This window comes from Leifsonia poae, from assembly GCF_050632865.1.
GTDB lineage: Bacteria > Actinomycetota > Actinomycetes > Actinomycetales > Microbacteriaceae > Leifsonia > Leifsonia poae_B.
In genome coordinates this window covers 1,111,077-1,136,266 of the sequence record NZ_JBODSA010000001.1, presented here as the reverse complement: position 1 = coordinate 1,136,266, position 25,190 = coordinate 1,111,077, and the positions used below count along the sequence as shown (strand labels likewise).

Genomic DNA, 25,190 nt, shown 5'->3' with positions numbered 1-25,190 from the left:
TCGACGCTACGGAGGCGACGGCGCCGCCGGATCGGGCGTCGGGCCGATCCTGTGTCCTTCCTGAGGATGATGTGCGGCCCGGGGATGATGTGCGGCCGCCGCGTGCCTGACCCGCCAGCGCGGAGCACCCGTGAGGAGGACGGACGCGGGAGTCAGGTGCACGAGCAGCGCGAGCAGCCACGGCACGACGAGAGCGGTGACGAAGACGAGCGCGGACGGCGCGGCGCCGGCGACCCGCCACGTCTGGATCACGACCGCATGGGTGAGCACGACCATCAGCGACGGGACGGCCAGACGCGAGATGGCACGCCCCAGCCGGCCATTCACGCCGACGAACAGACGTAGGGCCACGAGCACCAGCCCCGCGCAGATCGCGAAGGAGACGACGACGGTGACCACGGGCATCCCCGTGTCGGCCTTCTTCAGGTCGACCGGCGGGACCAGCCGCGTCGCCACTGCTGCCAGCCCGGCCCCGGCGAGAACCACGCCCGCCACCGTCGGGTACGGGATGCGGTGCCGGTACCGCGCCAGCAGTCGCCCTGCCAGCACGAAGAACAGGCACGCCACGGCGGTCCCTGCGGACAGCGGCACGTCGCCCAGCGGAGCCCGGAACACCCACAACGAGACGAGTGCCGCCACCGGCGCGCACCATTGCAGCCACAGCGGAAGGCGCTCGAGCAAGCGGACGACCACAGCGGCCACGAATAGCGCCGTGACGAACCAGAAGGCCGCGAACTGCCCGCCGAGCGCCGTGCCGCCCCGCAGGGCGCTCTCGGCCGGGAAGGCCGCCTGGCCGCGAAGCAGGAGGTCGCCGACCAGCGGCGACATGATGATCGCCAGCCACGCTGCGTACGGTAGAAGCAGGCTGAGCGCCCGCCGCCGCACTTCGCCGATGATGCTGCGGCCGGGCTTCCACAGGTACCCCGTGAGCACGAAGAACACCGGCACGTGCCAGGCGAACAGCACGTCGCGGAGGGGTCGGCGCCGAAGACGTGCGTGTACACGACGGCGGTGACGCCCACCACGCGCAGGACGTCGACACCCACCGACCGTGTCCCGCCCATCCGCCGCTCCGTCCGCCACGCGAGCCCGCGGGCGTGCGAGCCGCGCCGGGCGACGTGCCGGATGGCCCGTCACCTATAGAGACGGAGTTCGGGCCGGTTCATGACTCCGAGGGACGGCTTACACAAGCCTTGTCTTCGCTGCGGGCTATTCGCGCAGACGACCATCTGCGCGCGGTCGCGCAGGCCGAGCTTCGCCAGGATGCGCGAGATGTGCGGCCTGCGGGTGGTGTGCTGCGCGGGGATGATGCGCGGCGGCCGCCGCGTGGCATCGCCGCAGCGCGCATCCCGTCGCATAACCTCCATCGGGTGATGGACGACCGCTACGGATCCGATGTGCTGGCCGGCGACTGGAGGAACGCAGGGCGCAAGCCCGTGCCGACCGTCGATGCAGTGCGGGATCTCGTCATCGAGGAGGCCGTGACCGGGTTCTGCGGGGCCGTGACGCGGCTCGAGGCGCAGACCGTCGAGCTGGAGGACTACTTCGGCAAGAAACGGGTGTTCCCGCTCAGCGGATCCTTCCTCATCGACGGCGAGCCGGTGCGGCTGGTCGTGCCGTCGAAGGCCGCGGCGGGCCGAACCCGCACCGCCTCAGGTTCGTTCAGCGTCGGCGAGCAGAAGGCGCGGGTGGCGCGCGCGAGCCGCATCTTCGTCGAGGGACGCCACGACGCCGAGCTCGTCGAGCGCGTGTGGGGCGACGACCTGCGCATCGAAGGCGTGGTCGTGGAGTACCTGGAGGGCGTGGACGACCTGGACGCCATCGTCAAGGAGTTCCGTCCCGACCGTGGGCGGCGCATCGGCGTCCTGGTCGACCACCTGGTGCCGAACTCGAAGGAGAGCAGGATCGCCGAGCAGGTCGCCCGTGGACCGTACGGGCAGCATGTGCTGGTGGTCGGGCACCCGTACGTCGACATCTGGCAGGCGGTCAAGCCTGCCCGCGTTGGACTGGAGGCCTGGCCCGCGATTCCCCGCTCGGTGCCCTGGAAGCACGGGATCTGCGCGGCGCTCGGGCTCCCGCACGAGACGCAGGCGGATATCGCGCGGGCGTGGAAGCGCATCCTCGGCCAGGTGCGGTCGTACTCCGACCTCGAGCCGGAACTGCTCGGCCGGGTCGAGCAGCTGATCGACTTCGTCACCGAGCCTTGAACGCACTGCAATGACGTCATTGGCTCCCCGCGGACGTCAGGCACCGGTCTCCCGCCTCGTCTGAGAGTGTGGGGAGGCGATCGCCTCCCTTCCGGCTCTGGACCACGGGGAGGCACCGGCGATGCGCCACCGCTACCACGATCCGTCACGACGTTCTCGCCATGTCGCTCGTGCGCGGCCGCTGCGACGACACCGCACCGTGACGGTGTGGCTCGCTGGTATCGCGGCGGGCGTCATGCTCGCGGTCGCGATGCTGCCCGAGTCACATGTGCAGGCGGCGACGACCACGGCCTCCACCGTCTACACCACCGGTTCCGACGTACAGACGGGCTCGAAAGCGGCCTCGTATGACGCCCCGGGAGGCCAGCTCACCGGAACTGTTGCCCCGGGTGACACTGTGAAGTGGGTCGTGCCCTACCAGAACAACACCTTGCGCAATGCGACGGTCGACCTCAAAGACGACCTCGCCTCCGCCGGCACCTACGTGGCCGACTCCCTCGTGCTCCCACCGGACCGCAGCGCAGGCATGGGCAGCCTGGTGGCGCAGTACAAGACCACCGGAGCGTGGACCACGGGCACGCCTCCCGCAGGGAGCACCGGCATCGGGTTCAGTGCAACCCTCATGCCGTCGGGAAACGAGCAGCGGTCATCGACCTTCCCGACACCGCCATCTGTCACCGCGCTCACCCTAGCTGGCGGCGATGGGTACAACATCGTGGAACACAAGAACGTGATCTACACGATCTATCACCATCGGACCGGCCCTGTGGTCTTCTGCGCGCGGCTCGATGGCGGCATCTGCCCCGGATGGCCGGCGGGGGCGAACGTCCAGTCGTGGTCGGCGACGGTCGGTGCGGCCATCGGAACCGGCACCTCGTTCCCGGGAAAGACGGCCATCCAGGGCGGGACCTGGCTCGTCGGCGACCGCTTGTACTGGCTGGCCGCACCCACCGACAACTCCAGCAACGGAATGGCCTGCCTTGATCTCGCGGCCAGCCCGCCGACGAGCTGCGGCTACACCGCTCTCACGGGCACGTCGAACAACAACAACAGCTGGTCGGCGCAGATCGGGGGCACCGGCATGCCGGCGGCGAACGGTAACCGCTACTTCGCCGCGATCAATGCGGGCAAGGCCGTCCTGATCTGCCTCACACCGACGAACGCCACGTGTGTGGGAGCGACCTTCTACGCGTCCGGGGTGACCAACGAGTTCTCCTACACTTCGGCGGCCTTCGGCGACTATGTGTTCGCCAGCCTCGGGCAGAACAACTTCAGCACCTGGCAGACCTTCTGTTTCAACACGAAGACGAACGCGCTCTGCTCGGGGACCTGGCCACGGGACTCGTCCGCGGGCGGCTCGATCGTCGGTGTCGGCACGCCGTTCGCACCCCTGCTCTCGACCACGGGCGTGCTGACGGGTGTCTGCACCATCGTCAACGGCCCGAATTCGTACTCGAACTGCTGGAACCTGAGCGGCGCGGCCGTGGGCAACGCGTACTCGGGAACCTCCGCCCAATTCACCGCGGGTGGCAACGGAACCGGAGACGTTCTCGTGCGCGGCACAAGGGTCTATCTTTCCAACGGCAACCAGGTCATGTGCCGCGACTTCGCTTCCTGGTCGGGCGCAGGCACGGTACCCGCCTGCTCGGGGTTCACGAACGTCGCCAACTCGATCAACTACACGATCCGCGAGGTCCCCGGGATCGCGGCGGACTGCCTGGTGGCCACCGGCGACACCGGTCAGATCCGATTCTTCGACGCCGTGACCGGCGGCACCTGTACGGCCACGTCGACCGTCGACCTCCGTGTGGATCCCACGGCGAGCTACTGCGGCAGCGGGGCGACCTCGTTCACCAGATGGAAGCTGCTGTCCGTGGCGGGACTCACGGCGGGCACCTTCCGGAACGTGACGGCGACGCTCAAGGACAAGAACGGCGCGATTCTCAGCGGCTTCAACGAGGCGGTCGTTCCCTCGGGCGGGTTGGACCTGTCGACGATCGCGACGACCGTGACCCCGCTCACCGCGACGGTCAGGGTCAACGGCGTGACCACTCCCTCCGGGGTGACCGCCGGCGCGGTGCGGATCACGTGGCAGGGGGCGCCGCCCGAAATGTGCTTCCAGACGACGGTGCCGACCGTGCAGTGCGACGCTCCGGCCACGACGATCTGGAATGCCGCGACAGCGGTGACGAGCTACCCGGGCGCGACGGACTCCCCGGGCAACCCGACCGGGCGTGCCTCGTTCTCGATCACTCCCACGACGGCCCAATGCAAGCTGACGATCGCCAAGACCTCGCCGGTGCAGACCGCGAATCCCGGGGATCGGGTTGTCTACACGATCACGGTGAAGAACGCCGGGACGCTGGCGTACGGCGCCGCGCAGTTCTCCGACGACATGACCGACGTCCTGAAGGATGCGTCGTTCCTCGGCGACCAGGCCGCGTCCACGGGATCCGTCCGCTACAGCGCCCCGGTGCTGAGTTGGTCCGGTGCTCTGGCGGCGGGCGCCACGGCGACGATCACGTACGCGGTGCGCATGTTCGATCCGGCCTCCGGGGACCACCGACTCGTCAACACCGTGGTGTCGTCGTCGCCACGAAGCAACTGCGCCGCCGGTTCCGTCGATCCGACCTGCACGGCGACGATCGTGGTGGTGGTCGCCGAGCTGGTCTGGCGCAAAGTCGATGCGACCGCCGCACACAACATCCTCACCGGAGCGGAATGGACGCTCAGCAGGGTGGACGCGTCGGGCATGCCGATCGGCACTGCGCTGACGGTGACCGACTGCGTGGCGGTATCGGCCGACCGCTGCACCGGGGCCGACCTCGATCCGCTGGGCGGCGCGTTCCGGATGGCGAACCTCGGCGGGGGCAGCTACCGGCTGACGGAGGCGCGAGCGCCGGTGGGCTACCGGATCAGTCCGACGCCGATCCCGGTGACGATCGCCGCGGCGTCGACCACGGTGACCCTCCCCGATGTGGTGAACCAGCAGATGCCTGTCCCGCTGCTTCCGTTGACCGGCGGACTGGGGGCCGAGCACCTGCAGCTGGCCGGTGGCGGACTGCTGGCCCTCGCGGCCGGGTTCGCCGTCTGGCAGCTGATCCGGCGCCGCCGGACAGCGTGATGGGCGCACGCGCGCGGCGTGCTGTGAGCCGGAACTGCTGGGCAGGGTGGCGCAGCTCCTCACGACAGCCGCCTCCGCTTCACCATCTGCACGGCCGCGAGGATGCCGGACAGCCCGGCGAGGATGCCTCCCGCGATCGTGTAGGTGTCCGCTCCGATGCCGCCCGTGAAGGGGAGGACCGGTGCGGGCATCTGCTCATTCACGACAGGGTCGAGGGTGGTCACGGTGCCTGCGGTGATGGTCACCGTGATCGGCGTCGTCACGAGGCGGAAGCCGACCGGTGCGCGGGTTTCGGTCAACACGTACTGTCCGGGGCGCAGGCCGGCGAGCCGGAACTGACCGCCCACCGAATCCGCATCCGGACCGGCACACGGCGCCGCGGCGCAGTCGTCCACCACGACTTCGCCGTTACCGTCGGCCGCTGCGAACTTCCACACAGCCCCCGACAGGAGATTGTGGTTCGGGGTCGCATCGACCTTCCGCCACACCACGTCACCGGCCGCGACGGCGACCGTCGCGGTGCAGCGCTTGTCGGTGGAGCCGGTGGAGCAGTTCCCTCCGCTGGCGGAGGTGACCACGGTGTTGACCAGCGAGCGGTCACCCTTTACGGGGCTATTGACGGTCACGGAGTAGGTGATCGTGACCGTCTCCCCCGCGCGCAGCGGACCCGACCAGGACAGCACCGCTCCGTTGATCGTGGCGCCGCCCGTCACGTCCCCGTTGTAGGTCGCGTCATCGAGCACCCGGGAGAGGTTGTCGGTAAGTGTGGCGGGGGATGCCGCCGTGAAGTCGCTGCGGCTGGGGTTCTTCACGGTCACCGTGTAGCGCACCACATCGCCCGGCAGGACGGACGCGGCCGACGCTTTCTTCTCGGCTTCGTACCATCGCACCGGGGTTTGCGTGGTGGCGGTGCATTGGCTCATGCACGAGGCACCACCGGTCACCGTGTTCACGAGGTTCCCGTCACCCGAACCGGGCTGTTTGACCGTGACCGAGTACGTGATCGTCACCTTGGCGCCGACGGCGAGCGCCCCCTTCCAGGACAGGGTCGTCCCGTTGATCGTCGCCCCGCCCGTGGCGTCCCCGTTGTAGGTCGCATCATCGAGTACCCCGGAGAGGTTGTCGGTGAAAGACGCCACGTCGGTGCCCGTGCCGGTGAACGCGGTGCGGCCCGTGTTGGTCACCACGACGGAGTAGGTGACCTTCTGCCCCGCGGCCACGATCGTCGGAGGCGCAGGGTTCGCCGTCTTCGCCACCGTGAACGTCTTCGACGAGTTCGTGATCGTGCACTGGTACGACTGCGCCCCGGTCGGGATGGTCACCGTCCATGTCGGATAGGCACCTGTGACAGCGGGTGGTTTGGATGCGTCCGTGCGGTTCGTGCAGGTCAGCACGCCGTTGTATTGATTGGCGGCGGATGTCGACCCGGCGGCGAGCGTGTCGCTGATCGTGTACGTACCCGGCACCGCGTATCCGTTCGCGGAGACGGTGAGACCCGTCCCGGTCGTCGTCGCGGTCGCGATCGTCCTCGATCCGCTCACCGCGGAGACCGTGAACTGGTCGGCCGGTGCGATGCGTGCCGTGTTGATCGTCTTCGTGAGGGTGAACGGTGATGCCGTCGGGCACAGCGCTGTGGAGCGCGCCTGGGCCAGGAAACCTTCCGCGTCGACCGTGCTCCCCACCTGCACCATGATCTCGTTCTTCCCCGTCACGAAACCGGTGAGGACGGTGCTGACCTGTGCGCCTGCCTGGTACCCGAATGCGTCGTAGGGCTTCGTCTGGGTCTGGGCCTTCAGTGAAGAGTTGACCCAGACTCCGCGCACGGTGTTGTCGGCGTACCAGTCCATCGAGACGCTGAACGAGGAAGCGACCACCACCGGATCGAGGGTGAAGGTGAATCGGTAGTAGAAGTTCCCGTAGACGCCGGACTGGTTCGAACCGCCCGAGGCCGGGGTCACGTACTTATTGGAGATCCACTGCGCGTTGCTGTACGGGCTGTTGACCCACTCGTTCTTCGTCTTCCCGACGTACGCGTTCGCGAAGGTCGCCGACCCTGGCAACGACGGAGCCAACGGGCCTTGCGGCACTGCGCCGGTTCCGGGATTCACGCCCGCGCTCCCGGTGCCGGCGGCGACCATCCACCGCTCCTCGACGGCCGCGTTCGCGGCAACAGCCTTCCGGCTCTGCACGTAGCCCGTGCTGAAGATGTTCGGGTCCGTATCGCACGTCACGGTCGGCACATCCGCCGCCTGCGACTCCTGTTCCGGTATCGCGCCGATCCCCAGCACAACACCGAGCGCGGTACAGGCAGCCACCGCCATCGCTGCCTGCGTCCAACGCAGCCTTCGCCTCCGCGCACCGCTGTGATACGTCTTCATCCCCGTCTCCTCTGCCGGGGGCAACCGCCCCTCACTGATGAGGACGTTGTTGGGAGGAGTAAACGACGCGGTCTGTCGGGCTATAGCTGTAATGCGGGCACGCGGCACGCGTGCTAGTGCAACGCCCTCCGAGTTCCCTGAAATGCCCCTATTTTCGCGTCGGATACGTTTCCGCCAGTCGCTAAACGGCGGCGCAACGATTCGAGGAAATGATGACAACTGCCGAGCCTCGCACGCCTGACAGGGATACCGACCGATGGCTGCTGGTCGCGTCCGTCGTCGTGGGCGTCATGACCGCTTTCGTCCCGCTGACGTTCATCGGTGCGGTCGGTCTCTTGGCCACGTTATCCGTGCGGTTGGCCCGTCAATGGCCTCAGTCAGCAGCGGTGCTGACGGCCTCGATCATCGTGCTCGGCGTGTCGCTCGTCGTCGCACTGGCGATCGGCATAGCCGCCGCCACCGTCTCCGACGCGGGCGCAGGAGGCGTGACCCTCACGCCGTGATCGGCGGACGCACGCGCTGCGGTGTCGGAGGCTCGGCGTAGGGTTCGTGCGCGGCCTCCGGCCGCCCTCCGTGTCCCTCCACAGGGATGGCAAATTCCGTTTGCACTGTTCGAACATATGTTCGAAAATAGGAGGGTGTCACTCGCAGCCCAGCACCTCAGCGAACCGGTCGTCGACCGGGCGCAGGTGCACGAGCTGCAGACCCGCATCCGGCAGATGCAGGCCACCAAGCTCGAGAGCCGCACGCTGCAGACGCATCCCGCCCTCTCCGCGCTGCTTCCCGGCGGAGCGCTCAAGGCGGGGGCGGCGTACTCGGTCCACGGATCCACCACGCTGCTGATGGCCATGCTGGCCGGCCCGAGCGCCGCCGGCGCCTGGTGCGGCGTGGTCGGTATGCCCGACTTCGGCGCCGAGGCTGCCGGTCGATTCGGCATCGACCTCGAGCGGCTGGTGCTGGTGCCCCATCCCGGCGACGACTGGCTGACCGTGACCGCGGCCGTGGTCGACGTGCTCAGCGTGGTGGTCGTCGCGCCCCCGTCCCGCGCCCGCGACGGCGACGTCGCGCGGCTCACCGCCCGGCTGCGGCAGCGCGAGGCCACGCTCATCGTCGCGGGTGACTGGCCGCAGGTCGAGGCGACGCTCACCGTCGCACGCAGCGGATGGGCCGGGCTCGGCGCGGGCGACGGCTACCTCTCGTCGCGGCGGGTGACGGTGGAATCCGCCCCCCGCGGCGGTTCCGGCCCGCGCCGCACCGCCGACCTGTGGCTGCCGGCGGTCGACGAGAGCTTCCGCGTCTCCGCCCCCACCCGGCTCGAGGCGGTGAGCTGAATGGCCGGTGCCCACGACCCCGCCGTCACCCGTGCCATCGTGCTGTGGTGCCCGGACTGGCCGGTGATCGCCGCGCGGCAGACGCTCGACCTCTCCGACGACCTGCCGCTGGCACTGGTCGACAAGGGCCTGGTGTTCGCGTGCTCCGACGCGGCCCGCGCCGACGGCGTGAAGCGCGGCCTCCGGATGCGCGAGGCGCAGGCCCGGTGCCCGCAGCTGGAGGTCGTCCCCTACGACCCGGTGCAGGATGCGCGCGCGTTCGAGCCCGTACTCGCCGCGATCGAGGAGATCACCCCCGGTGTCCAGCCGGTGCGTCCCGGCACGTGCGTGCTCCGCGCGCGCGGGCCGGCCCGCTACTACGGCGGAGAAGACGAAGCGGGCGCCGAGCTGCTGCGCTGCCTCGAGGGGCTGGGGCTGCCGGATGCGCGGGTCGGAATCGCCGACGGTCCGTTCGCCGCGGAGCAGGCGGCCCGCTCGACCGGCCGCGGCCGCGTGCGCATCATCCCGGCCGGCGGCTCCCCGCGTTCCTGGCGCCGCAGCCGGTGTCCCAGCTGGGCCTCGCCGACCTGACGCCGCTGCTGCGTCGGCTGGGCCTGCACACGCTCGGCGACATCGCCGCACTCTCGCGCACCGACATGCGCGAGCGCTTCGGCGAGCGGGGCGAGCACGCCCACACCCTCGCCAGCGGGCTCGACGGCGCCGCCGTGGTGCCCCGCACGCCGCCGACGCAGCTCGAGCGCGCCATCGAGTTCGAGCCTCCCCTCGACCGGGTCGATCAGGTGACCTTCGCCGTCCGCGGAACCGCGGAGCAGTTCGTCGCCGGCCTCACCAAAGCAGGGCTGGTGTGCACGTCACTGCGGGTCGAGGTGACCGACGAGTCGGGTCGGGTGAGCGAGCGCACCTGGCTGCATCCCCGGCTGTTCTCGGCGCCCGACGTGGTCGACCGCGTGCGCTGGCAGCTGCAGGGGGCGGGGGCGATCGACTCCGGTCTCTCGTCGCCGATCGCCCGGGTCGTGCTCGAACCCGAGACGGTCGACGACATCGGGCACCATGAAGACGGCCTCTGGGGCGGCGGAGCCGACGAGCGCATCCATCATGGGCTCACTCGTGTGCAGAGCATGCTCGGGCACGACGCCGTCGTCACGGCCACGATCGCGGGCGGCCGGGCGCCCGCGGAGCGCCAGGTGCTGGTGCCGTGGGGCGACCGGCCGGTGGGGGTCGCCCGCGCCGACCGCCCGTGGCCCGGCTCGCTGCCCGCACCCGCCCCGTCCACCGTGTTCGAGGTGCCCCGTCCCGTCGCCGTCCTGACCGAGGAGGGCACGACGGTCGAGGTGACCGATCGCGGCGACGTGACGGCCCCGATCGCCCGCTTCTCCCCCACCGGCCGCCCGGCGGATGCGCGCCCGGTCGACTCGTGGGCGGGGCCGTGGCCAGTGAAGGAGCGGTGGTGGGACGCCTCCCTGGCCCGCGCGCTGCACCGCTTCCAGCTGGTCGACGCCGACGGCACCGCGTGGCTGCTCGCCCTCACCGGCGAGGCCTGGTTCGCAGAGGCGAGGTACGACTGATGGGCTTCGACAACCCGCCCATCCCCTGGGCCGAGTTCGAGCGGCGGCTCTCCGGCCGGCGCACGAGCCAGCAGACCGACGAGCGACCGTCGTCGCGCAAACGGCAGAAGTACGTCCCCCAGCCCATCCCGGAGGAACCCGCCGAGGGTGCCGTCCCATACGCCGAGCTGCACGCGCACAGCAACTTCAGCTTCCTCGACGGCGCCTCCTCGCCCGAAGAACTCCTCGAAGAGGCGACCCGCCTGAACCTGCACGCGCTCGCGCTGACCGATCACGACGGACTGTACGGCGTCGTGCACCTGGCTGAGGCGGCGGAGGCCTACGACCGCGTCAAGACGGTGTTCGGCGCAGAGCTCTCGCTCTCGCTCAGCAAGCCGCAGAACGGCGAGCCCGACCCCGAGGGCAGCCACCTCGTCCTGCTGGCCCGGCAGCAGGAGGGCTACCACCGGCTCGCCGCCGCGATCACCGACGGGCAGCTCGCCGGAGACGAGAAGGGCCGTCCGGTGTACCGGCTCGAGGCGCTGTCCGAGCGCGCCGCCGGCGAGTGGATGGTGCTGACCGGCTGCCGCAAGGGCGACGTGCGTCTCGCCCTCGCCGAGCACGGCGAGCGGGCCGCGGAGCGCGAGGTGGCCCGGCTGGCCGAGCTGTTCGGGCACGACAACGTCCTCGTCGAGCTGATCGACCAGGGTGCCCCGCGCGACTCCACGGACAACGACATCCTGACCAGGATCGCCGGGCGCCTCGGCCTGCCGACCGTCGCGACCAACAACGTCCACTACGCGAGTCCCCGGCAGTACCCGCTGGCGACCGCGGTCTCGGCCGTGCGCGCCCGGCGCAGCCTGGACGAGCTCGACGGCTGGCTGCCCGCGGCAGGCTCCGCGCACCTGCGAAGCGGGGCCGAGATGGCCCGGCGCTTCGCCCGCTATCCCGGCGCGGTCGAGCGCACCGTCGGGATCGCCGACGACCTCGCCTTCCGGCTGCGGAGCGCCCGGCCGCGGCTGCCGAAGCAGGAGGTCCCGGAGGGGCACACGCCGATGAGCTGGCTGCGCGAGCTCACCTGGCGCGGCGCCGCCGAGCGCTACCCCGACCTCGACCGCGACCCCGCCAAGCGGGAGCGTATCGAGCGCGAGCTCGACGTGATCGAGGCGAAGGACTTCCCCGGCTACTTCCTCATCGTCCACGACATCGTCCGGTTCGCCCGCAGCCGCGGCATCCTCTGCCAGGGCCGTGGCTCCGCGGCGAACTCGGCGGTCGTCTACCTGCTCGGCATCACGGCGGTCGACTCGATCAAGTACGACCTGCCGTTCGAGCGGTTCCTCTCCAGCATGCGCGAGGAGGAGCCCGACATCGACGTCGACTTCGACTCCGACCGCCGGGAGGAGGTCATCCAGTACGTCTACGCGAAGTACGGCCGCCACAACGCCGCCCAGGTCGCCAACGTCATCACCTACCGGCCCAAGAACGCCGTGCGCGACATGGCGAAGGCGCTCGGCTACTCCACGGGCCAGCAGGATGCCTGGAGCAAGCAGATCGACTCCTGGGGCTCCGTGCAGACCAGCGACGACCACGACATCCCGGACGACGTGGTCGGGCTCGCGCAGCAGGTGCTGAAGTTCCCGCGGCACCTCGGCATCCACTCCGGCGGCATGGTTCTGACCGACCGGCCCGTCGGCGAGGTGTGCCCGATCGAGCACGCCCGCATGGAAGGCCGGACGGTGCTGCAATGGGATAAGGACGACTGCGCCTGGATGGGCCTGGTCAAGTTCGACCTCCTGGGCCTGGGCATGCTGTCGGCGCTCGACTACTCGATGCGCACGATCGAGGCGTCGCTCGGCGAGAAGTGGACGCTCGAGACCATCCCGAAGGAAGAGGCGGGCGTGTACGACATGCTCTGCCGGGCCGATTCCATCGGCGTGTTCCAGGTGGAGAGCCGCGCCCAGATCGGCACGCTCCCGCGGCTCCAGCCGCGACGGTTCTACGACCTCGTCATCGAGATCGCGCTCATCCGTCCCGGCCCCATCCAGGGCGGGGCGGTGCACCCGTACATCCGCCGCAAGCTCGGCAAAGAAGAGGTGACCTACCTGCACCCGGCGCTGGTGCCGGTGCTGGAACGCACGATGGGGGTGCCTCTGTTCCAGGAGCAGCTGATGCAGATGGCCGTCGCGGTCGGCGACTGCACCGCCGAGGACGCCGACCAGCTGCGTCGTGCGATGGGCTCCAAGCGCGGGGTCGAGAAGATCGACGCTCTCAAGGCCAAGCTCTACGAGGGGATGGCGCACAACGGCATCACCGGCGACGACGCCGACGCGATCTACGGCAAGATCGAGGCGTTCGCGAGCTTCGGCTTCGCCGAGAGCCACGCGATCAGCTTCGCCTTGCTCGTCTATGTCAGTTCGTGGATGAAGCTGCACTACCCGGGCGCCTTCCTCGCCGGGCTGCTGCGGGCGCAGCCGATGGGGTTCTACTCGCCGCGCACGCTCACCGCCGACGCGCGCCGGCACGGCGTCGTGGTGCAGCGGCCGGACATCCAGCGCTCGGGCGTCTTCCCGCTGCTCGAACCGCTCGACGAGGCACGTCAGGGGCCGACCGGCTCCGACGCATGCCTCGACACCGAGCAGCCGCCGATCGACCCGTTCGACCCGCGCGTGCCGCTCGACTTCGACGCGCATCGCCGCGACGGCGGCCACGCCGTCCGGCTGGGACTCGCGGGCGTCACGTCCATCGGCGAAAAGCTCGCGGAGCGGATCGTCGCCGAGCGCGAGGCGTTCGGCCCGTACCGCGACCTCTCCGACCTGGCCCGCCGCACCGGCCTCAACACCGCCCAGCTCGAGGCGCTGGCCGCCGCCGGCGCGTTCGAGGGCTTCGACCTGAGCCGGCGCCAGGCGATCTGGGAGGCGGGCAACGCCGCGCAGGAGCGCCCCGAGTACCTGGCGGGCACCGCCATCACCGTGCAGCCGCCGCTGCTGCCCCTGCTCTCCCCCGCCGAACAGCTGGCCAGCGACCTCTGGTCGACGGGCATCTCGACGGACGACCATCCCATCCGGTTCCTGCGCCCTGCGCTCTCCGCGCGCGGCGTCTACCCGGCCGACACGCTGATCCACGGCGAATCGGGCCGCCGCATCGAGGTCGGCGGCGTGGTCACCCACCGGCAGCGGCCCGCGACGGCGGCCGGGGTCACCTTCCTCAACATCGAGGACGAGACCGGGATGGTCAACGTCATCTGCCCTGTCGGCGTCTGGAACCGCTACCGCCGGGTGGCGCGGCAGGCGCCGGCGATGATCGTGCGCGGCATCCTGGAGCGCAGCGAGGAGGGCGTCGTCAACATCGTCGCCGACAAGCTCGAAGCGCTCGACACCGGCATCCGCACCGTCTCGCGGGACTTCCGATGAGCGCCGTGCCGCCCCGACCGCTACTCGTCGAAGCGCAGGTGCCGCACGCTGCGTCCGTTGCGGCGCACCAGCCGCAGCGCCTCCACCCCGATGCGGATGTGCCGCTCGACGTAGTCGCGCGTGACGCCGGCGTCGCTCTCGGACGTCTTCACGCCCTCCGGCGTCATCGGCTGGTCCGACACCAGCAGCAGCGCGCCGCTCGGGATGCGGTTCGCGAACCCGGCGGCGAACACCGTCGCCGTCTCCATGTCGACCGCCATGCAGCGCGTCCGGCGCAGGTAGTCCTTGAACGTGTCGTCGTGCTCCCACACGCGCCGGTTGGTCGTGTAGACGGTGCCGGTCCAGTAATCCTGCTTGAAGTCGCGGATCGTCGACGACACGGCACGCTGCAGCTGGAACGCCGGCAGCGCGGGCACCTCGGGCGGCAGGTAGTCGTTCGACGTGCCCTCTCCGCGGATCGCCGCGATCGGCAGCACCAGGTCGCCGACGCGGCTCTTCGGTTTGATCCCGCCGCACTTGCCGAGGAAGAGCGCCGCCTTCGGGCACACCGCCGACAGCAGGTCCATCACCGTCGCCGCGTTCGGGCTGCCCATGCCGAAGTCGATCATCGTGATGCCGTCCGCGGTCGCGTTAGGCATCGAGCGGTCGAGGCCGCGCACGTCCGTGTCGTACCATTCGGCGAAGCGCTGCACGTAGTCGGCGAAATTCGTCAGCAGGATGTACTCGCCGAACTCCTCGACGGGGGTGCCGGTGTAGCGCGGCAGCCAGTCACGGACGATCCCCGCCTTGTCGCGCATCGCGTGCTCGGAGGGAGCGGGGGTCGTGTCGATCGTGTTCTCCGCATCCACCACGGCCGGGACTCTCCTCTCGGGCGCCGATGCGCCGTTGCTCGTACGCTACCCGGCGACGGACGTTCCGAGGAGCGAACCCACCAGGAACGTCGCTGCAAGGGCGAGCGCGCCGCCGACCACCACGCGGATCATGGCGCGCCCGCGGGAGCTGCCGCCGATCCACGCGGCGATGTACCCGGTGATCGCGAGGGCGATGAGCACCGCCACGAACGTGACCGGGATGCGCACCGCGGCCGGCAGCAGGATCGTCAGCATCGGGAGGATCGCTCCGCAGGTGAACGCGACCGCCGACGCGATCGCCGCGTGCCACGGGCTGACGACGTCGTCCTGGTCGATGCCGAGCTCGGCCGAGAGGTGGGCCGAGAGCGCGTCGTGCTCGGTGAGCTCGAGCGCCACCTGCCGAGCGGTCGCCGGCGACAACCCCTTCGCCTCGTAGAGGCCGGTGAGCTCTTCCAGCTCCTCCTCCGGCATCTCGGCCAGCTCGCGCTTCTCCTTCGCGATCAGCGAGCGCTCGCTGTCGCGCTGGCTGCTCACCGACACGTACTCGCCCAGCGCCATCGAGATCGCGCCACCGACGAGGGCGGCGAGACCGGCCGTCACGATGGCCGGCACCGACGTGGTCGCGCCCGCCACGCCGACGACGACCGCCGCCACCGACACGATGCCGTCGTTCGCGCCGAGCACTCCGGCGCGCAACCAGTTGAGCCGTTGCGCCAGCCCGGCGCGATGCGGCTCGTCCGCGTGCGCGCCGTTGCCGGCGCCCTCTGCCATCTCGCTCATGTCGCCCAGCCTAGGAAGCGGCGGCACGCGCCGCCAGCAAGGTTCGGCGACCCTAAGCCGAGCCCCGGGCTACGCCGTGAGCTCCGCGACCGCCTCGGCGACGGGCAGCGTGCGGCGGTCGCCGGTGCGGCGGTTCCACAGCTCGACCTCACCCTGCGCCGCACCGCGGCCCACGACGAGCACCCGCGGGACGCCGATCAGCTCGGCGTCGCCGAACTTCACACCCGGCGAGACCTTCGGGCGGTCGTCGTAGAGCACGTCGAGACGGGCGTCCTCGAGCTGGGCGATGACCTCCTCGGCCAGCTCGTACGCCGCCGCGTCACGGCCCGTCGCGACGACGTGCACGTCGAACGGCGCGACCGACTCCGGCCACACCAGCCCGCGGTCGTCGTTGTTCTCCTCGGCGATGATCGCCAGGATGCGGGTGACGCCGATGCCGTACGAGCCCATCGTGACGGTGACGAGCTTGCCGTTCTCGTCGAGCACCTTGAGGCCGAGCGCTTCGGCGTACTTGCGGCCGAGCTGGAACACGTGGCCGATCTCCATGCCGCGGGCGAGCTCCACCGGGCCGGAGCCGTCCGGCGCGGGGTCGCCCGGCTTGACCTCGGCGACCTCGACCACGCCGTCCCACGAGAAGTCGCGGCCGGCGACGAGGCCGAAGACGTGCTTGCCCTCGATGTTCGCGCCGGTGATCCATCCCGAACCGTCGACCACGCGCGGGTCGACGACGTAGCGGATGCCGGTCGCCGACTCCTCGCCGAGCACGGGGCCCTCGGCCGACCAGGGGCCGATGTAGCCCTTCACGAGTCCGGGGTGGGCGCGGAAGTCGTCGTCGGTCGCTGCATCCACCTCGGCGGGAGCAAACGCCACTTCGGCGCGCTTCAGGTCGACCTCGCGGTCGCCGGGCAGGCCGACGACGACCAGCTCGCGGGTGCCGTCGAGGTGAGTGAGCGCGAGCACGACGTTCTTCAGCGTGTCCGCGGCCGTCCACGCGCGGCCGTCCGGACGGGGGTGCTTCTCGTTGGCCAGGTCGACGAGCGTCTGGATGGTGGGGGTGCCGGGCGTGTCCAGCACCTCCTGCGGGGTCAGCTTCTCGTACGAGCGCGCGGGCGGGGCGACCGTCGTGAACGCCTCGACGTTCGCCGCGTAGCCGCCGGGCGAGCGGACGAACGTGTCCTCGCCGACGACGGTCGGGTGCAGGAACTCCTCCGACCGCGAACCGCCCATCGCGCCCGCGTCGGCCTGCACGATCACGTACGACAGCCCGAGCCGGGTGAAGATGCGCTCGTACGCGTCGCGCTGCGCCATGTAGCTCGCGTCGAGACCTTCGTCGGTGGCGTCGAACGAGTAGGCGTCCTTCATCGTGAACTCGCGGCCGCGCAGCAGGCCCGCTCGGGGACGCGCTTCGTCGCGGTACTTGTCCTGGATCTGGAAGATCGTCAGCGGCAGGTCTTTGTACGACGAGTACAGGTCCTTCACCAGCAGCGTGAAGACCTCCTCGTGCGTGGGCGCGAGCAGGTAGTCGGCGCCCTTGCGGTCTTGGAGTCGGAACAGGCCGTCGCCGTACTCCTCCCAGCGGCCGGTGGCCTCGTAGGGCTCGCGCGGCAGCAGCGCAGGGAAGTGCACCTCGTGCGCCCCAGCGGCCGCCATCTCCTCGCGGATGATGCGCTCGATCTTCTCCTTCACGCGCAGCCCCAGCGGCAGCCACGCGAAGATCCCCGGCGCCTGGCGGCGGATGTAGCCGGCGCGGACCAGCAGCCGGTGGCTGGTGACCTCGGCGTCGGAGGGGTCTTCACGAAGGGTGCGGAGGAAGTAGTTGCTGAGGCGTGTAGGCACCAACCCAGTTTATGGGGAGGACGGGCACGCCCGCCGCGGCCGGAAAGACCCGGGGCTAGGGTGGCGGCATGCCCGACCGCAGGACCCGCGTCGCCCCGTCCCCCGCCGCCGCTCCCCTGGCCGCGTCGCTCCGGGCCCTCCGCCGCGAGTTGAAGCTGCCGGACGCGTTCCCGGAAGAGGCGAAAGCGGAGGCGCAGGCGGTCGCCGCACGGCATGCGCTCCCCGAGGCCGACCTCACCGACGTTCCGTTCCTCACCATCGACCCGGCCGGGTCCACCGACCTCGACCAGGCGCTGCACCTGGAACGCACCGCCGACGGGTTCCGGGTCCGCTACGCGATCGCCGACGTCCCTGCGCTGGTGTCTCCGGGCGGCGCCGTGGATGCGGAGGCGCGGCACCGCGGACAGACGATCTACGCTCCGGACGGTCGCGTCCCGCTGCACCCCGACGCCATCGGCGAGGATGCCGGGTCCCTGCTGCCCGGCGTCGATCGCGGTGCGTTCGTGTGGGACATCGCCTTGGACGCGACCGGCCACGAGACGGCGATCCAGGTGACGCGGGGGCGCATCCGGTCCCGTCGCCAGTGGAGTTACGAGGAGGCCCAGACGGCCCTCGACGACGGCACCGCGCCTCCCGAGCTTGCGCTCCTGCGCGAGGTCGGTGAGGCGCGCATCGCCTGCGAACGCGAACGCGGCGGCGCCAGCCTGAACACGCCCGACGAGGAGATCGTCGTCCGCGACGGCGCCTACACGCTCCAGCGCCGCACCACCCTCCCGGTCGAGGACTGGAACGCGCAGCTCTCCCTGCTCACCGGGATGGCGGCGGCGAAGCTGATGATCGACGGGCGGGTGGGCATCCTGCGCACCATGCCCGCGCCCGACGAGGAGGCGTTCCGCGGTTTCCGGGCGCAGACCGTCGCGCTCGGGCTGCCGTGGGCCGAAGGGATGCCCTATGGCGAGTACCTGCGGACGCTCGATCCCGCGCACCCACGGGCGGCCGCCGTACTGCAGGCGGCGACCGCACTCTTCCGCGGGGCGGGGTACGTCGTCATGGACGGCACCGTGCCCGCCGACCCGCAACAGGCCGCGGTCGCCGCTCCCTACGCGCACGTCACTGCGCCGCTTCGCCGCCTGGCCGACCGGTGGGCGCTCGTCATCTGCGAGGCGCTGTGCGCCGGACGGCCGGTGCCCGCGTGGGCGCGCGACTCGCTCGGCGAACTCCCCTCCATCATGGGTGCATCCTCCCGGCTGGCCGCTCAGGTCGAGGCCGGTGCGGTGGATCGCGTGGAGGCGGCGCTGCTCAGCTCTCGGATCGGCGACGTCCTGGACGCGACGGTGCTGGCGGTGCGCAACGGCACGGTGCTTGTGCAGCTCGACGACCCGGCCGTGAGCGCGTCGGCGCCGCGGGCGGACGGCGTCGCCGCGGGCGACCGGGTGCGGCTGCGGGTCACCGCCGCCGACATCGCGACTGGCAAGGTCGCGTTCGACCCCGTGCCCTGATCGGACGTGTCAGCGAGGACCCGTCAGCGAGGACCCGCCAGTGAGAACCCGTCAGTGCGCGCCGACGGTGACGCTCGGCTCGCCGGACGGGCGGTCGCCCATCTCGTCGGCCAGGCGGTTCGCCTCGGCGATCAGGGTCTGCACGATCTCCGACTCCGGCACGGTCTTGATGACCTCGCCCTTGACGAAGATCTGGCCCTTGCCGTTGCCGCTCGCGACGCCGAGGTCGGCCTCGCGGGCCTCGCCCGGGCCGTTCACGACGCAGCCCATGACCGCGACGCGCAGCGGCACGCTCATGCCCTGCAGACCCTCGGTCACGCTGTCGGCCAGCGAATACACGTCGACCTGTGCGCGGCCGCAGCTCGGGCACGACACGATCTCGAGCTTGCGCTCGCGCAGGTTGAGCGACTGCAGGATCTGCAGGCCCACCTTGACCTCCTCGGCCGGCGGGGCCGACAGCGAGACGCGGATGGTGTCGCCGATGCCCTCACCGAGCAGGATGCCGAACGCCGTCGCCGACTTGATCGTGCCCTGGAACGCCGGACCGGCCTCGGTGACGCCGAGGTGGAGCGGCCAGTCGCCGCGCTCGGCGAGCATCCGGTACGCCTTCACCATGACGATCGGGTCGTTGTGCTTGACCGAGATCTTGAAGTCGTGGAAGTCGTGCTCCTCGAACAGGCTCGCCTCCCAGACGGCCGACTCGACCAGGGCCTCGGGGGTCGCCTTGCCGTACTTCTCGAGCAGCCGCCGGTCGAGCGAGCCGGCGTTCACGCCGATGCGGAGCGAGACGCCCGCCGCCTTCGCGCGCTTCGCGATCTCGCCGACCTGGTCGTCGAACTTGCGGATGTTGCCCGGGTTGACGCGCACCGCCGCACAGCCGGCGTCGATCGCGGCGTAGACGTAGTTGGGCTGGAAGTGGATGTCGGCGATCACCGGGATCTGGCTCTTCTTGGCGATGATCGGCAGCGCCTCGGCGTCGTCTCGGCTGGGCACGGCGACGCGGACGATGTCGCAGCCGGAGGCCGTCAGCTCGGCGATCTGCTGGAGCGTGGCGTTGATGTTGGTCGTCGGCGTCGTAGTCATCGACTGGACGCTGATCGGGGCGTCGCCGCCGACCAGGACTTTGCCCACCCGGATCTGGCGGGACTTGCGACGAGGGGCGAGGGTTTCGGGGACCTTGGGCATCCCCAGATTGATTGCTGCCACGTCCCCATCCTACGCAGCGGAGTGGGAGCGGGCTGGATGGCGGCCGAAAGCGGCCGGAACGCGGTCAGCCGAACAGGTTGACCGGCTTGACGATGTCCGCGTACATCAGCAGGACGCTCATCCCGCCCAGCACGATGACGACCGCGAAGGTGAGCGGCATCAGCTTGGCCATGTCCACCGGGCCCGGGTCGCGGCGACGGAAGATCTTCGCGATCGTGCGCCGGAAGCCCTCCCACAGGGCACCCGCGATGTGGCCGCCGTCGAGCGGGAGCAGCGGGACGAGGTTGAATACGAACAGCGCGATGTTCAGCGACGCGAGCATGCCGATCATCGTGTAGACCTTGTCCACCACGGGCACGCCATCGAGCGCCGTGAGCTCACCGGCCGCGCGGCCGATGCCGACGACGCTGATCGGGCCGTTAGGGTCGCGCTCGGCGGACCCGAAGGCGGCGTTCCAGACGTCGACCATCCGCTGCGGGAGGTGCACGAAGACGTTGGCCACCGCGGCGGTCTGCGCGCCGACCGCGGGGAGCACCGCCGTCGGGGGCTGCGGGACGAGCTTGGTCACCGGACCGATGCCGACGAAGCCGACGGTCAGCGTCTCGATGCCGCCCGCGGCGTTCTTGACCACGGCGCCGTTCGCGTCCGTCTTCGCCACCTTGTTGACGACGGGCGTCACCTGCACCGTGCGCTGCTCCCCGTCGCGGCTGAGCACCATGGTGAGCGGCTGGCCGGCCGACTTCCGGATGATCGCGGTGGACTGATCCCAGCTGCTGATCTTCTGGCCGTCGATGCTGACGATGGTGTCGCCGGGCTTGAGGCCCGCGGCGGCCGCCGGCCCCTGGGTCGCGTCGGACGGGCAGGTCGCCGAGGTGCTGCCGGCGGGCAGCACGCACTGGCTCACCGTGGCGACCGTGGTCGAACTCTGCGGCGCGCCGAAACCCATCAGGAGCACGCCGAACAGCACGACCCCGATCACGAGGTTCATGAACGGGCCGCCGAACATGATGACGATGCGCTTCCAGACCGGCAGGCGGTAGAAGGTGCGCTCCTCCTCGCCGACGGCGACGGTCTCCGAGCTCGCGGTGCGCGCGTCCTGCACCATCTGCTGCATGAAGCCGGTGGTCGCGTTGCGGCCGCGGCCGCCCTCCTTGCCGGGCGGGAACATCCCGATCATCGAGATGTAGCCGCCGAGCGGGATGGCCTTGACGCCGTACTCGGTCTCGCCCTTCTTGAACGAGAACAGCGTCTTGCCGAACCCGATCATGTACTGCGTGACCTTGACGCCGAACAGCTTCGCGGGAACCAGGTGCCCGACCTCGTGCAGCGCGATCGACAGCGCGACGCCGATCAGGATGATGACGACGCCGAGGACGAACAGGAGCACGGATTCCACGGCTTCAGGGTAGCGGCGGCCGCCTTGGAGCTGGCCGCGAAGCCGCTCGGTGCGGGCTATGCGGCCTCTGTCAGTGTGCGGCGATCAGGGCGTCGGCCTTGGACCGGGCCCAGCGCTCCGATTCGGCCAGCGACTCGCGGGTCAGCTCGCCCGCGGGGACATGCGAGTCCACGACCCGCTCGACCGTGCCCAGGATGTCGAGGTAGCCGATCGCACCGGCGTGGAACGCGGCGACGGCCTGCTCGTTCGCCGCGTTGAAGACGGCCGGATACGTCCCGGCGGCCATGCCGACCCGCTTCGCCAGCGCCACGGCAGGGAACGCCGCGTCGTCGAGCGGTTCGAAGGTCCAGGTGTGCCCGGTGGTCCAGTCGAGCGGCGCCCCGACGTCCGGGACGCGGTCGGGCCAGCCGAGGCCGAGCGAGATCGGGAGGCGCATGTCCGGAGGCGAGGCCTGCGCGATCGTCGACCCGTCCACGAACTCCACCATCGAGTGGATGACGGACTGCGGATGCACCGTGACGTCGATCCGGTCGTAGGGCACGTCGAACAGCAGGTGCGCCTCGATCACCTCGAGGCCCTTGTTGACGAGCGTCGACGAGTTGGTGGTGACCACGAGGCCCATATCCCAGGTGGGATGCGCCAGCGCCTCCTGCGGCGTCACGTCGCGCAGCGACTCTCGCGAGCGTCCCCGGAACGGACCGCCCGAGGCGGTCAGGACCAGTCGCCGCACCTCCTCGCGGGAGCCCGACCGCAGGGCCTGCGCGATGGCGGAGTGCTCGGAGTCGACCGGGACGATCTGCCCCGGCGCGGCCGCGCGCTTCACCAGCCCGCCGCCGACGATCAGCGACTCCTTGTTGGCGAGCGCCAGCATCGCGCCGACCTCCAGCGCGGCGAGTGTCGGCCCGAGTCCCACGGAGCCGGTGATGCCGTTGAGCACCACATCCGCCTCGACCGAGCGAACCAGCAGCTCGGAGTCGTCGGCGCCGAGCGCGGTGTCGACCACCCCGAAGCGCTCCGCCTGCGCGGCGAGGTCCGCGGCGTTGTGGCCGGCGCTCAGGCCGACGACGCGGAACCGGTCGGGGTTCGCCGCGACGACGTCGAGCGCCTGCGTGCCGATCGAACCGGTGGACCCGAGGATGATGACTCTGCGCACGCTGCCATCGTACGCAGGCGCGGCTCGGCCGAGGTGGCGGATCGGCCCGCTCGACCCGGGGTCAGCCCAGCCGGCCCAGCGCCTCCTCGAGCACGGTGGCCGCGTCGTCGATCAGCTCCTCGCTGATGACGACCGACGGGAGCAGACGCAGGACGCTGTCCCAGCTGCCCGCATCCAGCGGGATGACCCCGTTGCGGGTCGCGTGGGCGAGTACGGCCTGCAGCGCCTCCGGGTTCGGGGTCTTCGTGCCCGGCTTCACGAGCTCGACGCCGAACATCGCGCCCTTGCCGCGCACCTCGCCGACGACCGGGAACCGCTCCGCCCAGTCGCCGATGCGGGCCAGGAGCGCCTGCTCGACGCGGCGGGCCTCGCCGAGGAGGTCTTCATCCTCGATGGCCTGGAGGGTGGCCAGCGCTGCCGCCGTCGAGACCGGGTTGCCGCCGAAGGTGCCGCCGATGCCGCCGGGCTGGACCGCGTCCATGATCTCGGCGCGGCCGGTGACCGCCGCGAGCGGGAACCCGCCGGCGATGCCCTTGGCGCTGGTGACGAGGTCGGGCACGACGCCGTGGTGCTCGATCGAGTACCACGTGCCGGTGCGGCCGATGCCGGCCTGGATCTCGTCGGCGACGAACACGATGCCGTTCTCGGCGCAGAACTCCGCCAGCCGCGCGAAGTAGCCGGGCGCCGGGATGATGATGCCGCCGTCGCCCTGGATGGGCTCCACGAACAGCGCCGCGAGCTCGGTCGCGCCGATGTGGGTGCGGATGTAGTCGATGGTGCGCTCCGCCGCCTCCTCGCCGGTCATCCCCTCGGGGTCGCGGAACGGGTAGCTGATCGGGAGGCTGTAGATCTCGCCGGGGAACGGGCCCATCCCGGCGCGCTCCGGCCAGGGGCGGTAGGTCATCGCCATGGTCAGGTTGGTGCGGCCGTGGAAGGCGTGGTCGAGCGTCGCGATGGCGCGACGGCCCGTGTACTTGCGGGCGATCTTGACCGCGTTCTCGACCGCCTCGGCGCCGGAGTTGACCAGGATGCTGTGCTTCTCGAAGTCGCCCGGCGTGATCTGCTGCAGCTTCTCGGCGACCGCGACGTAGTTCTCGTACGGGGTGACCGTGAACAGCGTGTGCGTGAGCTTGGACGCCTGCTCCGCGGCGGCCGCGGCGACGGCGGGATGCGCATGGCCGATGGTCGTCACGCCGATGCCGCAGCCGAGGTCGATCAGGCGGTTGCCGTCTACATCCACGAGGATCGCGCCGGAGCCCGACTCCATGTAGATGTTCGCGAGCGTGCCCGCGCCGCGGCTCACCGACGCGACCCGCCGCTGCTGCAGCTCCACGGAGCGCGGGCCGGGCAGCTCGGTGACGAGGTGACGGGACTGGGGCACGGAGAATTCGCGGGTCATGCCTTCCATCGTAGGCGGCGCATCCAGCGCACCCATGACCTCTTGTCAGCTTCGGCGGAGGCGGATAGGGCAGGATGGACGACCGTGCGTACCTCTCTCAAGGCCCTGACCGCGTCCGCGACCGCGGCCCTTCTCGTCGCCGGTCTCGCGGCGTGCAGCAGCAGCTCGTCCGAGCCGTCCTCGACCGCGACCCCGGGCGCCGCCGCCTGCCAGAACGTGAAGTCCGGCTCCACCTCCGACTCGGTGAAGGTCAGCGGCGACTACCAGAAGACCCCCAAGGTCACCTTCGCGACGCCCCTCAAGGCGACCGACCTGCAGCGCACCGTCGTCACCAAGGGCGACGGCGAGGAGGCCAAGGAGGGCGCGACGGTCGACATCGCGCTCGCCGCCTACAACGGCACCACGGGCAAGGAGCTGACCGCCGCCCAGGGCTTCGACGGCCAGGCCGCCGCGACCGTCCAGCTGAACGACAAGGCGTTCGTGCCGGGCCTGGTGCGCGCTGTCGAGTGCCTGACGATCGGCTCGCGCGTCGTGCTCACGGCGCCGGCGAAGGACGCCTTCGGCAACCAGGACCTCTCCCAGCTCAGCCTCACCGAAAAGGACAGCGTCGTGTTCGTCGCCGACGTCGTCGACATCCCGCCGACGCGCGCGGACGGCAAGGACTTGGCTCCGACCGCCGGCTTCCCGACCGTCAAGCTCAACGCCAAGACCGGCGAGCCGAGCATCACCATCCCGAAGGCCGACGCGCCCACCGAGACGAAGATCGCGCTGCTGAAGGAGGGCGACGGCGAGACCGTCCAGGCCGGCGACACCGTGACCGTCCAGTACAAGGGCGTCCTGTGGCGCAACGGCGAGATGTTCGACTCGTCGTGGAGCCGTGGAGCGCCCGCGTCGTTCCAGACCACCGGCGTCGTCCCCGGGTTCAAGAAGGCGCTCGAGGGCCAGAAGGTCGGCTCGCAGGTCATCGCGATCGTGCCGCCCGCCGACGGCTACGGCTCGGCCGGCTCGGGCGAGATCAAGGCCACGGACACCATGGTGTTCGTGATCGACATCCTGAAGACGTCCCGCTAGGCAGC

18 protein-coding genes are annotated in these 25,190 nt (G+C 70.6%); 9 read left to right on the top strand and 9 right to left on the bottom strand.

Translation table 11 applies throughout. The features are described 5' to 3' along the window. Positions 1–6 precede the first annotated feature (6 nt). Positions 7–966, bottom strand: a complete 960-nt coding sequence (locus ACRAWB_RS05665) for an acyltransferase family protein (RefSeq protein WP_431352428.1) — start codon at positions 964–966, stop codon at positions 7–9. A gap of 407 nt (positions 967–1,373) precedes the next feature. Between ACRAWB_RS05665 and ACRAWB_RS05660 the strand changes: the two genes are divergently transcribed. Both ACRAWB_RS05660 and ACRAWB_RS05655 read left to right on the top strand, forming a co-directional pair. Then, complete coding sequence (locus ACRAWB_RS05660) at positions 1,374–2,207, top strand: DUF3097 domain-containing protein (protein WP_431352716.1); 834 nt, start codon at positions 1,374–1,376, stop codon at positions 2,205–2,207. Between the two features lie 199 nt (positions 2,208–2,406). Next, positions 2,407–5,331, top strand: coding sequence for an MSCRAMM family protein (locus ACRAWB_RS05655; RefSeq protein ID WP_431352427.1), 2,925 nt, complete (start codon positions 2,407–2,409; stop codon positions 5,329–5,331). 59 nt (positions 5,332–5,390) lie between these two features. On the opposite strand, the gene ACRAWB_RS05650 is transcribed toward ACRAWB_RS05655, so the two are convergent. Continuing rightward, positions 5,391–7,709, bottom strand: coding sequence for a SpaA isopeptide-forming pilin-related protein (locus ACRAWB_RS05650; protein WP_431352426.1), 2,319 nt, complete (start codon positions 7,707–7,709; stop codon positions 5,391–5,393). A gap of 290 nt (positions 7,710–7,999) precedes the next feature. Between ACRAWB_RS05650 and ACRAWB_RS05645 the strand changes: the two genes are divergently transcribed. The 5 genes from ACRAWB_RS05645 to ACRAWB_RS05625 all read left to right on the top strand — a co-directional run bounded on the left by ACRAWB_RS05645 (position 8,000) and on the right by ACRAWB_RS05625 (position 13,994). Next, complete coding sequence (locus ACRAWB_RS05645; protein WP_431352425.1) at positions 8,000–8,212, top strand: hypothetical protein; 213 nt, start codon at positions 8,000–8,002, stop codon at positions 8,210–8,212. A 135-nt stretch (positions 8,213–8,347) separates the two neighbouring features. After that, a complete protein-coding gene (locus tag ACRAWB_RS05640; RefSeq protein ID WP_363808848.1) occupies positions 8,348–9,040 on the top strand; it encodes a hypothetical protein in 693 nt (230 codons plus the stop codon). Then, positions 9,041–9,610 carry a hypothetical protein gene (locus ACRAWB_RS05635; protein WP_431352424.1) on the top strand — a complete coding sequence of 190 codons (570 nt, stop codon included), beginning with the start codon at positions 9,041–9,043 and terminating at the stop codon, positions 9,608–9,610. Beyond that, entirely contained in the window at positions 9,583–10,605 is a 1,023-nt protein-coding gene (locus ACRAWB_RS05630) for a hypothetical protein (RefSeq protein WP_431352423.1), read from the top strand. The genes ACRAWB_RS05635 and ACRAWB_RS05630 overlap by 28 nt, the downstream gene beginning before the upstream one ends. Next, positions 10,605–13,994 carry an error-prone DNA polymerase gene (locus ACRAWB_RS05625; RefSeq protein WP_431352422.1) on the top strand — a complete coding sequence of 1,130 codons (3,390 nt, stop codon included), beginning with the start codon at positions 10,605–10,607 and terminating at the stop codon, positions 13,992–13,994. The genes ACRAWB_RS05630 and ACRAWB_RS05625 overlap by 1 nt, the downstream gene beginning before the upstream one ends. Before the next feature lie 20 nt (positions 13,995–14,014). Here ACRAWB_RS05625 and ACRAWB_RS05620 read toward each other — a convergent pair whose 3' ends face one another. From ACRAWB_RS05620 to ACRAWB_RS05610, 3 genes are all read right to left on the bottom strand, one after another. Beyond that, positions 14,015–14,845 carry an AMP nucleosidase gene (locus ACRAWB_RS05620; protein ID WP_431352421.1) on the bottom strand — a complete coding sequence of 277 codons (831 nt, stop codon included), beginning with the start codon at positions 14,843–14,845 and terminating at the stop codon, positions 14,015–14,017. A gap of 45 nt (positions 14,846–14,890) precedes the next feature. After that, positions 14,891–15,616 carry a VIT1/CCC1 transporter family protein gene (locus ACRAWB_RS05615; protein ID WP_431352715.1) on the bottom strand — a complete coding sequence of 242 codons (726 nt, stop codon included), beginning with the start codon at positions 15,614–15,616 and terminating at the stop codon, positions 14,891–14,893. Between the two features lie 78 nt (positions 15,617–15,694). Continuing rightward, the gene (locus ACRAWB_RS05610) at positions 15,695–17,461 is read right to left on the bottom strand and encodes a proline--tRNA ligase (protein ID WP_431352420.1); all 1,767 of its coding nucleotides are present in this window, start codon (positions 17,459–17,461) and stop codon (positions 15,695–15,697) included. 68 nt (positions 17,462–17,529) lie between these two features. Between ACRAWB_RS05610 and ACRAWB_RS05605 the strand changes: the two genes are divergently transcribed. Further along, the gene (locus ACRAWB_RS05605) at positions 17,530–18,960 is read left to right on the top strand and encodes an RNB domain-containing ribonuclease (RefSeq protein ID WP_431352419.1); all 1,431 of its coding nucleotides are present in this window, start codon (positions 17,530–17,532) and stop codon (positions 18,958–18,960) included. Positions 18,961–19,011: 51 nt separating this feature from the next. Here ACRAWB_RS05605 and ispG read toward each other — a convergent pair whose 3' ends face one another. From ispG to ACRAWB_RS05585, 4 genes are all read right to left on the bottom strand, one after another. Next, complete coding sequence (gene ispG, locus ACRAWB_RS05600) at positions 19,012–20,145, bottom strand: flavodoxin-dependent (E)-4-hydroxy-3-methylbut-2-enyl-diphosphate synthase (protein ID WP_431352714.1); 1,134 nt, start codon at positions 20,143–20,145, stop codon at positions 19,012–19,014. A gap of 85 nt (positions 20,146–20,230) precedes the next feature. Then, the gene (locus ACRAWB_RS05595; protein WP_431352713.1) at positions 20,231–21,553 is read right to left on the bottom strand and encodes a M50 family metallopeptidase; all 1,323 of its coding nucleotides are present in this window, start codon (positions 21,551–21,553) and stop codon (positions 20,231–20,233) included. Between the two features lie 79 nt (positions 21,554–21,632). After that, positions 21,633–22,715, bottom strand: a complete 1,083-nt coding sequence (locus ACRAWB_RS05590; RefSeq protein ID WP_431352418.1) for a 1-deoxy-D-xylulose-5-phosphate reductoisomerase — start codon at positions 22,713–22,715, stop codon at positions 21,633–21,635. Positions 22,716–22,776: 61 nt separating this feature from the next. After that, positions 22,777–24,123: an aminotransferase class III-fold pyridoxal phosphate-dependent enzyme gene (locus tag ACRAWB_RS05585; protein ID WP_431352417.1), complete on the bottom strand. Its 1,347-nt coding sequence runs from the start codon at positions 24,121–24,123 to the stop codon at positions 22,777–22,779. Between the two features lie 75 nt (positions 24,124–24,198). Here ACRAWB_RS05585 and ACRAWB_RS05580 point away from each other — a divergent pair, with 75 nt between their 5' ends. Beyond that, positions 24,199–25,185, top strand: coding sequence for an FKBP-type peptidyl-prolyl cis-trans isomerase (locus ACRAWB_RS05580; protein ID WP_431352416.1), 987 nt, complete (start codon positions 24,199–24,201; stop codon positions 25,183–25,185). Positions 25,186–25,190: the final 5 nt, after the last annotated feature.

Bases quoted from the DNA above. Each gene is read 5' to 3' on its own strand.
- ACRAWB_RS05660 (WP_431352716.1), top strand. From the start codon at position 1,374: ATGGACGACCGCTACGGATCCGATGTGCTGGCCGGCGACTGGAGGAAC.
- ACRAWB_RS05650 (WP_431352426.1), bottom strand. From the start codon at position 7,709: ATGAAGACGTATCACAGCGGTGCGCGGAGGCGAAGGCTGCGTTGGACG.
- ACRAWB_RS05645 (WP_431352425.1), top strand. From the start codon at position 8,000: ATGACCGCTTTCGTCCCGCTGACGTTCATCGGTGCGGTCGGTCTCTTG.
- ACRAWB_RS05635 (WP_431352424.1), top strand. From the start codon at position 9,041: ATGGCCGGTGCCCACGACCCCGCCGTCACCCGTGCCATCGTGCTGTGG.
- ACRAWB_RS05625 (WP_431352422.1), top strand. From the start codon at position 10,605: ATGGGCTTCGACAACCCGCCCATCCCCTGGGCCGAGTTCGAGCGGCGG.
- ACRAWB_RS05615 (WP_431352715.1), bottom strand. From the start codon at position 15,616: ATGGCAGAGGGCGCCGGCAACGGCGCGCACGCGGACGAGCCGCATCGC.
- ACRAWB_RS05605 (WP_431352419.1), top strand. From the start codon at position 17,530: ATGCCCGACCGCAGGACCCGCGTCGCCCCGTCCCCCGCCGCCGCTCCC.
- ispG (WP_431352714.1), bottom strand. From the start codon at position 20,145: ATGCCCAAGGTCCCCGAAACCCTCGCCCCTCGTCGCAAGTCCCGCCAG.
- ACRAWB_RS05585 (WP_431352417.1), bottom strand. From the start codon at position 24,123: ATGGAAGGCATGACCCGCGAATTCTCCGTGCCCCAGTCCCGTCACCTC.